The sequence below is a fragment of the Streptomyces sp. NPDC107522 genome (assembly GCF_055657525.1).
The window spans coordinates 495,566-506,171 of sequence record NZ_JBVKAU010000005.1; the positions used below are offsets into that span (position 1 = coordinate 495,566).

Genomic DNA, 10,606 nt, shown 5'->3' on the forward strand with positions numbered 1-10,606 from the left:
TCAATCGTGCTTGTCAGCCGACGAACTCGACGTCCGACGTCAGCCAGCGGCCGTCCCGGTGCACCAGGTCCAGCTGGAGGCGATACGTGCGCGCCTCCCCCTGAGGCACCGCCGTGTTCGTCACCTTGCTGTCGGCCACCACCAGCACCCGCGCCGAGTTCTCGTCGGCGCGGACGATGCCCGCCTCCAGGACCTGGCCCTCCGACACGGACTTGTTCTGGGCCACCAGCTGCGTCAACTGCTTCGTCTGTGCCGCGAACTGCTTCTTGAAGTCGCCGGTCGCGCCCGACAGGACGTTCGCGCTGTCGCGGTCGTAGTGCCGGTAGTCGAGCGAGGTGAAGTTCAGCGCCGACTGGCGGGCCGCGGACAGGATGTCCTGCCGGCGCTGCTCCGCCTCGCGCTGTGCCAGGAGGCCGAAGGCGAGCCAGATCGTCACTGCGGTGGTCAGGACCGTCGCCGCCATGAGTCCGGCCGTCAGCAGGCTGGGTCGCCTCAGTTTCATGCCATGGGGCCAACGAGCAGCCATTGCCACGACTCCTTTCCGAACACGGCCCGCTGGCCGCCCGTCGAGCCGATCTCGACGTTCCTGCCGTCCGGAGCGACGGTGGTGCCGGTCTCCGGGTCGTATGGGGTGACGTATGCGGCCTGGTTCGCGTCGCCGCCGTACGAGCGCGACGCTCCCGGGGCGTTCTGCGCGCCTCGTACCGACGACTTGCTGCCTCGCGGCAGCGTGCAGCGGGCCCCCGTGTTCGCCTCGCGCGTGCTCGTGTCCGCCGGGTCGCGGCGCGCCGTGCCGTAGCCCTGCCTGCAGGCCGGCGGGTCGTCGGCGTTCAGCACCATGCCGAAGTGGGTCGTGCCGTCGCCGGGGATCACCGTGTAGCTGCCCGCCACCATCACCGGGAAGGTGACCAGCGCCTGTTCCACGCCGGGCAGCCGGGCCAGGGTGACCTGGCCGCCGCTGATCAGGTTCGCCAGCAGGACCGACAGCTCCGGGCCCGTCGACTTCAGCAGCGAGTTCACCTCCTGCGCCGCCGGCCGTGCGTTGCCGATCAGCTTGCGCAGGTCGCCGTCGCTCTCCTTCAACTGGGCCGACAACAGAGCCAGGTCATGCGCGAATGACTTGATCGACGAACCCTGGTCCGCCTGTGTCTTCAGGACCTTTCTCGAGTCCTCGATCAGCGCGATCGTCTCCGGCAACGCGTCCGACGCCGAATCGACCAGGTCGTTCCCCGAGTCGACCAGGCGGCTCAGGTTCGGGCCCGTTCCGGCGAAGGCCTCGCCCAACTCGTCGATCGTGACCCGGAGGTCCTTCTTGCCGACCGAGTTCACCAGGCGGTCCAGGCTCAGGACCAGGTCCGTCGTCGGGAGCGGTACGCGGGTGTTGCGGCGCGGGATGTCGCTGCCGTCCAGCAGGTACGGGCCGTGGGAGGTGCGTGGCTGCAGGTCGACGTACTGCTCGCCCACCGCCGAGCGGTTCGCCACGACGGCGAGCGTGTCCGCGGGGATACGGGGCGCGCCGTCCTCGATGTCCAGGGCCACCGAGACACCGTCGTCGCCCGTCAGATGCAGCGCGCCCACCTTCCCCACCGGCACCCCGCGGTACGTCACCTCCGCGCCGGGGAAGACGCCACCGGAGTCGGGGAAGTCCGCGCGGACCGTGTAACCGCGGTCCAGGACGTCGTCCACCAGACCCGTGTACTCGGCGCCCACGTACGACACCCCCACCGCGGTGATCGTGGCGAAGGCCAGCAGCTGGACCTTGACCGTACGGGTGATCACGGCTGGACCCCCTTCAGCATCAGCTCGGCGAGTTCGAGGTTGATCCCCTCGGGCCAGTCGCCCCCGGTCCCGTAGGCGGCCGTGCACACCGGCGGGCAGAGCACGCCACCGCCGCCCCCGGAGGGGGACGAGGGGGAGGACGGCACACCTGGCGTGCTGCTCGGCAGTGCCGTGGGCTTCGGCACGCCCGGCACATCCGGGAGGTCCGGTACGTCCGGGAGGTCAGGGGTTCCGGGGAGCTCGGGGCCGGGGGTGTCCCCGTCGCCGCCCCCGTCTCCGCCGCCCGGCTTCTTCGTCAAGTTGCCGTAGATCCCCGCCAGATCGAGGTCCGCCGTGATGTGGAGGTTCACGTAGTCGCCCTTGATCGCGTCCACCGCGTTGCGTGGGAACGGGTAGGTCGTCAGCAGCTCAAGGGAGTTGGGCAGGTCGTCGCCCGCCTTGTTGAGCTGTTGCAGGATCGGGCGGAGCTGCTCGAGGTTGGCGACCGTGTCGTCGTGCGAGGCGTTGATCACCTTGGTGCCCGTCCGGCCCAGGTTCGACAGGGCCGTCAGCATCCTCGTCAGGTCGCGCCGCTGGTCGGCGAGGACCTTGAGGGCCGGTGGCATCTCCTCCACCGCCTCGGCGATGGTCTCCTTCTCCTTGCCGAGGCGTTTGGCCAGGCGGTCCACCGCCTTCAGTGCCCGGACGATGTCCTGCTTCTGCTTGTCCAGGCCGCCCAGGAAGGTGTCCAGTTCCTTCAGCAGCGACTTGACCCGGTTCTCCCGGCCCTCCAGCGCCTTGTTCAGCTCCACGGTGATCGTCTTGAGCTGGGCCACCCCACCGCCGTTGAGCAGGGCCGACAGGGCTGACAGCACCTCCTCGATCTCGGGGTTGCGGCCGCTGCGGGACAGGGGGATCACGTCTCCCTCGCCCAGGCGGCCCACCGGTGCCGTGCCCGCCGGCTTCGACAGCGCCACGTACTTCTCGCCGAGCATGCTGGTCTGGCGGAGTTCGGCGATCGCGTTCGCCGGCAGTTTCACCGAGTCGGCCACCCGCAGGTGCACGCGTGCGTGCCAGCCGTCCAGCTCGACCTTCTCGACCGCGCCCACCGTCACGTTGTTGACCTTCACCGCCGACTGCGGCACCAGGTCCAGTACGTCACGGAACTCGACGGTGACGTGGTACGCGTTGCCGTCCGAGGCGGCGCCGCCGGGCAGTTGGACGTCGTACCAGCCGTTGAACTCGCAGCCGGTCAGGAGCAGTGAGCCGACGGCCGCCCACGCCGCCACTCCGCCCTTGCCCAGCGCACCCCTTCGCAGCGCACCCTTTCGCGGCACGCGCCTCCACAGCTGGTTCTCGGCGCTCATGCCCTCGCCCCCAGGATTCCGCCGAGCGTGCGATCGACCGTGCCCGTGACCGCCGCGCCGCCCTGCGGCAGCTCCGGCAGGGAGTCGAACAGCTTCCTCAGCTCGGCGCAGTCGGGGTTCTTGCCGCCCTCGTCGCCCGTCGTCTTCAGTACGGAGCACAGCAGCGACGCCGGGTCCTGCGCCTGATCGGCGTTGTTGCGGGTGTCGAGGGTGCCGGCCGCCGGGTTGTAGGCGTTGTTCAGGTTCGACATGCCGGTCGGGGCCACCTCCAACAGCTCCTCCAGTGCCGCCCGTTGGGTGACGAGGACCTTGGTCACCTTGCTGAGACCCTCCACGTTCGAGGTCAGCGACTCCTTGTTCTTCTTCACGAACGCCGACACGTCACCGAGCGCCGTCCCCAGGTTCTTCAGCGCCGCCGCCAAGTCCTTGCGCTCGCCCGCGAGTTGCTCGGCGACCTGCGCGAGGCTGCTGTTGAACGACCGCACGCTCTTGTCGTCGGCCGCCAGCGCCGCCGTGAAGACCTGGAGGTTGCGGACCGTGCCGAACAGGTCCGTGCGACCGTCGGACAGGGTCGTGACCGCCGCCGACAGGTCCTCGACGCTCTGGTGCAGGTTCTTGCCCTGGCCGTCCAGGTTGTCCGCGCTCACGCCGAGCAGCCGGGACAGGGCGCCGTCCTTGTTGGCGCCGTCCGGGCCGAGCGCCTCGGCCGTGGTGTGGAGGCTGTCGAAGATGCGGTCCAGTTCGACCGGTACGGCCGTGCGCGACTCGGGGATCTCGTCCCCGGTCCGCATCACCGGACCGCTGCCCCGGTACACCGGCAGCAGCTGCACGTAACGGTCGCTGACGACCGAGGAGTTGATGATGGCCGCCTGTGCGTCCGCCGGGACCTTGCGGCCCGCGTCGTACTCCAGCTCCACGCGCACCCGGCCGCCCTCCGGCGTGATCTCCTTGACCTCGCCGATCCGGACACCGAGGACGCGGACGTCCGAGCCCGGGTAGATGCCGACCGTGCGCGGGAAGTACGCCGTGACACGGACCGGCTCGGGGCGCGGCCACAGTACGTAGGTGAGCGCGGCGACGAGGGTCAGGACGGTCAGCAGCACCAGGCGCTTTCTCCAACGGTTGCTCACTGCGCCCCTCCCGTCCGCGTCTGCGGCACCACCGGAGCCGCGACCAGGTTCTGGACGTAGGAGTCGAACCAGCGGCCGTTGCCGAGGGTGTTGGTGAAGAGCCGGACGTAGGGGGCGAGGAGCTTGATGCTCCTGTCCAGGCTGGACTGGTTCCGTTCGAGCATCTCCACCACACGGTTCAGGCCCTTGAGCGCGGGCCCGATCTCCTTGTCGTTGTCCTGGACCAGGCCGGAGAGCTGGATGCCGAGCGCGGCGGAGCTCTTCAGCAGTTTGTGGATCGCCTCGCGCCGCTTGCTGATCTCCTTGAACAGCTTGTCGCCGTCCTTGACCAGGGTGGTGAAGTCCGACGACCGGTCGGCCAGGACGTCCGTGACACCGTTCGCGTGGTCGAGCAGTTCGCGCAGCGACTTGTCGCGGGAGGCCACCGTCCGGGAGATCTGCGACAGGCCCTTGATCGACGCCCGTACCTCCTCGGGGGAGTCCTCGAAGGTGGTGGAGATCGTGTTCAGGGCGTTCGCCACCCGGTCGGTGTCGACCTCCTCCGTCGTGGTGGTGAGGTCGCTGAAGGCCTGTACGACGTCGTACGCGGGCACGGTGCGCGTCAGCGGTATCTCGCTGCCGGGCGCCAGCCGGCCACGGCCCTTCGGGTGCAGCGCCAGGTACTTCGCGCCCAGGATCGTCTTGACCCGGATCGACGCCCCGGTGTCGGTGCCGAAGGCCGGCTCGCCCTTGAGCTTGAAGGTGACCTTGACGTGGTCGCCGTCCAGGTCGACCTCCTCCACCTTGCCGACCTTGACCCCGGCGATCCGCACCTCGTCGCCCGGCTTGAGGCCGCCGGCCTCCGCGAAGGCCGCGCTGTACGTGTCGCCGTCGCCGATGACCGGCAGCCGGTCGGCGTTGAAGGCGGCCACCGTCAGCAGGGCGAGCACGGTGAGGCCGACCGCGCCGATGACGACGGGGTTGCGGTCGCGGAAGGGGGAGAGGTGCGGGCGGCGGATGCGGGGGAGCCGGATGCGAGGCGGCTCGACGCGGACCTTGACCAGCGGTTGCCGGCGGGGGGCGCGGCGCGGCAGCGGGCGGACGCGCGGCAACCGCGGCTTCGGCAGCTTCGGCGGTTCCACCCGCACCCTGAACATCGGCTCCGGGCCGTGCTTCTTGCGGCTCATGCCCCGCACCTCGCCCTCGCCACGTGCAGGTCGGGCGTGAGCACCTGCCGTGACGTCGACTCCGTCTTCGGCAGGACGATCCGGCCGTCGAAGTCACACAGGTAGAAGTTGAACCACGAGCCGTAGGACGCCGTCCCGGTCAGCTCGTTGAGCTTGTTCGGCAGCCGCTTCAGCACGCCCTCCACGGTCTTCTCGTTGTCGTTCAGCGTTCCGGTGAGCTCGGTCAGCTCGGCGATGTCGTCCTTCAGCGGCGGCCGGGCGTCCTTCAGCAGGCCCGAGGTGGCCTCCGTCAGGTCGCCGATGCTCACCAGGGACCGGCCGATGGGCTTGCGGTCGGCGGACAGGCCCGAGACGACCCGGCGCAGCTGCTTGAGCAGGCCGGAGAAGCGGGCGCCGCGCTTGTCCAGCGTCCCGAGCACGGTGTTCAGGTTGTCGATCACCGAGCCGATCAGCTTGTCGCGGCCGGCCAGCGTCGAGGTGAGCGACGCGGTGTGCACGAGGAGGCTGTTGACCGTGCCGCCCTCGCCCTGGAGCGTGCGGATGATCTCCGTAGCGAGCTGGTTGACGTCCTTCGGGCTGAGCGCGGCGAACAGCGGCTTGAAGCCGTTCAGCAGGGCGTTGAGGTCCAGCGCCGGCTGCGTGCGGGACAGCGGGATCGTCGCGCCGGGGCGCAGCCGGGTGCCGTCGCCCGTGCCCTCGGTGAGGGCGACGTACCGCTGGCCCACCAGGTTGCGGTACCGGATGACGGCGCCCGTGCCGGTGAGCAGCGGCCGTTCCCGGCTGACCGTGAAGGTGACCTCGGCCAGCGTCCGGTCCTTGATCCGAATGCCCTCGACCTCGCCGACCCGCACCCCGGCCACCCGGATGTCGTCGCCCTTCTCCAGGCCGGTGACGTCGCTGAAGACCGCGCGGTAAGTGTCCTTCGGGCTGAAGGAGATGTTCACGATCGTGGCCGCGAGCAGGGCCGTCGCCAGGATCGTCACCAGCGCGAAGAGGCTGAACTTGATGAGCGGGGCGGCCGTCTGCCGAGCGCCCTTCGCCTTCGTACGGCTCATGCCACACTCACCGCCGTCCCGCGCACCAGCGGCCCGAACAGCAGCGTCGTGACCGGCGGCACCTCGTCGGCGGGCACGCCCAGCACCGGGGCGACCAGCGAGCCGACCGCCCGCTGCTCGGCCCGGGTGGCGGAGACGCCGAGCGGGCCGCCCGCCGACGAACCCCCGGACTTCGAACCGTCGTTGAGGTGCGCCCCCGGTGCCGGTACCGGCGGACCCGGCAGATCACGGCAGTTGGGGCCCGACCGCTCGCCGTAGCGCGGCTCCTCGCCCGGCTCGTACGCCCCCTGCGGCTGTACGACCTCCAGCGTGATGTGCATCTTGCCGCCCCGGAACGCCTCCTCCGAGGCCTTCTCCTGCCGGACCAGACCGGCCAGCAGGCACGGGTACTCGGGGGAGTAGCGGGCGAACAGCTCCAGCGTCGGGCGGGAGACCTGGCCGAGGGTGATCAGCCGGCCGCCGTTCGCGTCGAGGAAGTCCTCTGCCGTGTCCGCCACGGTCGCCGTCGACTTCAGCGCCGCCGCCAGCTGGTCCTTCTGCTCGACGAGGGTGCGGCTGGTGGTGACGGTGTTGCGCAGGATGTCCATCAGATCGGGTGCCGCGTCGCCGTAGATCTCGGCGACCTCGGCGAAGCGGGCGATGTTCTCGGTGAGGGTCGGGAGGTGGGGGTTGAGGCGGCGCAGGTAGGACTCCAGGCGTGTGAGGTTGTCGCCGATGCGGTCGCCGCGGCCGTCGAGGGCGGTGGCGAACGCGGAGAGCGTGGCGTTGAGCTTGCCGGGCTGGACCGTGCGGAGCAGGGGCATCAGGTCGTTCATCAGCTGCTGGACCTCGATGCCCACGCGGGTGCGGTCCTGGGTGATGACGTCACCGGAGCGGATCGGGCGGGCGGACGAGGAGCCGGCGCCGGTGGGCGGGACCAGGTCGACGTACTTCTCGCCGAACAGCGTCTTGGGCAGCAGCCGCGCGTGCACGTCCGACGGGATGTACGCCACGTGCTCCGGCTTGAGCGCGATGTCGAGCCGCGCCTTCGTCCCGTCGGCGTGCACCTCGCGCACCTCGCCGACCAGCAGACCGCGCAGCTTGACGTCGGCCCGCGGATCGAGCTGGTTGCCGAGGCTGTCGGCCTCCAGCGTGATCCGCACGACCGGTGTGAAGGCCTGCTGGTAGACGGCGACCGACAGCCCCAGCAGCAGTGCGAGCACGGCGAGGAACACCACGCCGTACAACCGCAGTCTCAGCACCCTCGGCACCCTCATCGGGCGGCTCACCCCGCTATCCGTACGGTCGTGTTGGCGCCCCAGATCGCCAACGACAGGAAGAAGTCCAGGACGTTGATCGCCACGATCGAGGTCCGCACCGCACGGCCCACGGCGACGCCGACGCCCGCCGGGCCGCCGCTCGCGTAGTAGCCGTAGAAGCAGTGGACCAGGATGATCAGGACGGCGAAGACGAGCACCTTGCCGAAGGACCACAGCACGTCGACCGGTGGCAGGTACTGCTGGAAGTAGTGGTCGTAGGTGCCCGCGGACTGGCCGTAGTAGCCGGTGGTGATCGTGCGGGCGGCGAGGTACGAGGACAGCAGGCCGATCACGTACAGCGGGACCACCGCGACGAACCCGGCGATCATCCGTGTCGTCACCAGGAACGGCAGCGACGGCACGCCCATGACTTCGAGGGCGTCGGTCTCCTCGCTGATCCGCATCGCACCGAGCTGGGCCGTGAAGCCGGCGCCGACGGTCGCGGAGAGCGCGAGGCCTGCCACCAGCGGGGCGATCTCGCGGGTGTTGAAGTACGCCGAGAGGAACGCCACGAAGTTGGAGGTGCCGAGCTGGTTGAGGGCCGCGTAGCCCTGGAGGCCGACTTCGGTGCCGGTGAAGAAGGACAGGAAGGCGATCACGCCCACTGTGCCGCCCACCACCGCGAGCGCGCCCCGGCCGAAGCTCACCTCGGCGAGCAGGCGCAGGATCTCCTTCTTGTAGCGGCGCAGGGTGCGGCCGGTCCAGGCCAACGAGCGGCCGTAGAAGGCGAGTTGGACGCCGAGCGCTTCCAGGGAGTGCAGCGGGCGGGCGAGGAGTCGTGGAAATTTCATCGTCGGTTCTCTCAACCCCTCTGCGGGACGACCTGGAAGTACACCGCGGTCATCACGAAGTTGGTCACGAACAGCAACATGAAGGTGATCACCACCGACTGGTTCACCGCGTCGCCCACACCCTTGGGGCCGCCCTTCGCGGTGAGCCCCTTGTAGGAGGCGACGATCGCGGCGATCGCGCCGAAGACGAGTGCCTTGATCTCGGCCGCCCACAGGTCGGAGAGCTGGGCGAGGGTGGTGAAGGAGGCGAGGTAGGCGCCGGGAGTGCCGTTCTGGAGGACGACGTTGAAGAAGTAGCCGCCCGCGACGCCGACCACCGACACCAGACCGTTGAGCAGCACCGCCACCAGCATCGACGCCAGTACGCGCGGGACGACCAGGCGGTGGATGGGGTCGATGCCCAGCACCTGCATCGCGTCGATCTCCTCGCGGATCTTCCGCGCGCCGAGGTCGGCACAGATCGCCGTGCCGCCGGCGCCCGCGATCAGCAGCGCGGTGACGATCGGCGAGGCCTCGCGCAGCACGGCGAGCACGGAGGCGGCGCCGGAGAAGGACTGGGCGCCGAGCTGCCGGGTCAGGCTGCCGATCTGCAGGGCGATGACCGCGCCGAAGGGGATGGAGACGAGGGCGGTCGGCAGGATGGTGACGCTCGCGATGAACCACGCCTGCTGGATGAACTCCCTTGCCTGGAAAGGCCGTCGGGGGATCGTCCGGACGACGTCCAGCGCCATCGCGAACAGGCTCCCGGAGTGCCGCAGCGCGCCGATCGGTGACAGGCTCATGCGCCGGCCCCCGCCTTCTGCCGCAGCGCGGCCTCGCGCCGGGCGATCGCCTCCCAGCGCGGTGGCCGCGGGATGCCCGGCCCCGGCAGCAGGCGGGGAGTCATGGCCTGACTGCCGGGAGACTGTGTGCGCTCGCCGTCACCGAGGGCGGCGAGCTCCTGCTCGACCTGCGCGGCGTCCTTCTCCTCCGCCATGCCGATCGGGCCCTGCATCCGGCCGTTCAGGAACTGCCGTACGACCGGCTCGTCGCTGGTCAGCAACTCCTCGCGGGGCCCGAACATCACCAGCTCGCGGCGGAACAGCAGCCCGATGTTGTCGGGGACCTGGCGGGCCGAGGCGATGTCGTGGGTGACGATCAGGAAGGTGGCGTCGATCTGGGCGTTGAGGTCGACGATGAGCTGGTTGAGGTAGGCGACGCGGACGGGGTCGAGGCCGGAGTCCGGTTCGTCGAAGAGGATGATCTCCGGGTCGAGCACGAGCGCCCGGGCCAGCCCGGCCCGCTTCCTCATCCCGCCGGAGATCTCGCCGGGCAGCTTCCCCTCGGCGCCGATCAGCCCGACCATGTCCATCTTCTCCAGCACGATGCGCCGGATCTCGCTCTCGGACTTACGGGTGTGCTCGCGCAGCGGGAAGGCGATGTTGTCGTACAGGTTCATCGAGCCGAACAGCGCGCCGTCCTGGAACAGCACGCCGAAGAGCTTGCGCACCTCGTACAGCTCGTGCTCGCGCAGCTTCGTGATGTCCCGCCCCTGGATCGTGATCGACCCTCGCTCCGGCTTCAGCAGTCCGACGAGCGTCTTGAGGAACACCGACTTGCCCGTGCCCGAGGGGCCGAGCATGACCGAGACCTCCCCGGCGGGCAGCGTCAGTGAGACGTCCTGCCAGATGACCTGGTGACCGAAGGACTTGGTCAGCCCTTCCACACAGATCTCGACACCCATCCGGTCCACCCTTCAGCCCGTGCCTTCGTCGCTGAGCAGCTCCGACATCTGCTCTACGGGGAGGGGTCGGGCGTCCGTCGTTTCCGTGGCGGATTTTTTCGGGCGGGTTTCGGAGTGGGGAATTTGGGGTGGCTTGCGGCCGTGTGTCCGCGGCGACGGCAGGGAGGTCGCTGTCGGCGTGGAGAGCGGGGAGGGGGGATGGCGCGGCGGCGGAGATGGCAGCGTGTCAGCCGTCGGTGCGGGCGGTGAGGCGGACGGTGCGGGGTCGGAGACGTCCGGGACTGCGGCCGTGTCCGTCGGGTCGACGGTGGGGTCTAC

At 69.8% G+C, this 10,606-nt stretch carries 10 protein-coding genes; all 10 read right to left on the reverse strand.

Annotation, left to right across the window (positions count from 1 at the left end; all coding sequences use genetic code 11):
- Positions 1-13: 13 nt before the first annotated feature.
- The 10 genes from ACZ7L6_RS19445 to ACZ7L6_RS19490 are packed head-to-tail and all read right to left on the reverse strand — an operon-like array spanning position 14 to position 10,288.
- Positions 14-502: a hypothetical protein gene (locus tag ACZ7L6_RS19445; protein ID WP_471925391.1), complete on the reverse strand. Its 489-nt coding sequence runs from the start codon at positions 500-502 to the stop codon at positions 14-16.
- Positions 499-1,779 (reverse strand): MCE family protein, encoded by a 1,281-nt coding sequence (locus tag ACZ7L6_RS19450; RefSeq protein ID WP_471925393.1) that lies wholly within the window; start codon positions 1,777-1,779, stop codon positions 499-501. The genes ACZ7L6_RS19445 and ACZ7L6_RS19450 overlap by 4 nt, the downstream gene beginning before the upstream one ends.
- Entirely contained in the window at positions 1,776-3,125 is a 1,350-nt protein-coding gene (locus ACZ7L6_RS19455) for an MCE family protein (protein WP_471925395.1), read from the reverse strand. The genes ACZ7L6_RS19450 and ACZ7L6_RS19455 overlap by 4 nt, the downstream gene beginning before the upstream one ends.
- Positions 3,122-4,255 (reverse strand): MCE family protein, encoded by a 1,134-nt coding sequence (locus ACZ7L6_RS19460; protein WP_471925397.1) that lies wholly within the window; start codon positions 4,253-4,255, stop codon positions 3,122-3,124. Before ACZ7L6_RS19460 ends, ACZ7L6_RS19455 begins: the two co-directional genes overlap by 4 nt.
- A complete protein-coding gene (locus tag ACZ7L6_RS19465) occupies positions 4,252-5,421 on the reverse strand; it encodes an MCE family protein (protein WP_471925399.1) in 1,170 nt (389 codons plus the stop codon). The genes ACZ7L6_RS19460 and ACZ7L6_RS19465 overlap by 4 nt, the downstream gene beginning before the upstream one ends.
- Positions 5,418-6,476, reverse strand: coding sequence for an MCE family protein (locus ACZ7L6_RS19470; RefSeq protein ID WP_471925401.1), 1,059 nt, complete (start codon positions 6,474-6,476; stop codon positions 5,418-5,420). The genes ACZ7L6_RS19465 and ACZ7L6_RS19470 overlap by 4 nt, the downstream gene beginning before the upstream one ends.
- On the reverse strand, positions 6,473-7,732 hold the full coding sequence (locus ACZ7L6_RS19475; protein ID WP_471925403.1) for an MCE family protein: 1,260 nt from the start codon (positions 7,730-7,732) through the stop codon (positions 6,473-6,475). Before ACZ7L6_RS19475 ends, ACZ7L6_RS19470 begins: the two co-directional genes overlap by 4 nt.
- Before the next feature lie 8 nt (positions 7,733-7,740).
- On the reverse strand, positions 7,741-8,565 hold the full coding sequence (locus tag ACZ7L6_RS19480; RefSeq protein ID WP_471925405.1) for an MlaE family ABC transporter permease: 825 nt from the start codon (positions 8,563-8,565) through the stop codon (positions 7,741-7,743).
- Positions 8,566-8,576: 11 nt separating this feature from the next.
- A complete protein-coding gene (locus ACZ7L6_RS19485) occupies positions 8,577-9,347 on the reverse strand; it encodes an MlaE family ABC transporter permease (protein WP_471925407.1) in 771 nt (256 codons plus the stop codon).
- Positions 9,344-10,288 (reverse strand): ABC transporter ATP-binding protein, encoded by a 945-nt coding sequence (locus ACZ7L6_RS19490; protein ID WP_471925409.1) that lies wholly within the window; start codon positions 10,286-10,288, stop codon positions 9,344-9,346. Before ACZ7L6_RS19490 ends, ACZ7L6_RS19485 begins: the two co-directional genes overlap by 4 nt.
- Positions 10,289-10,606: the final 318 nt, after the last annotated feature.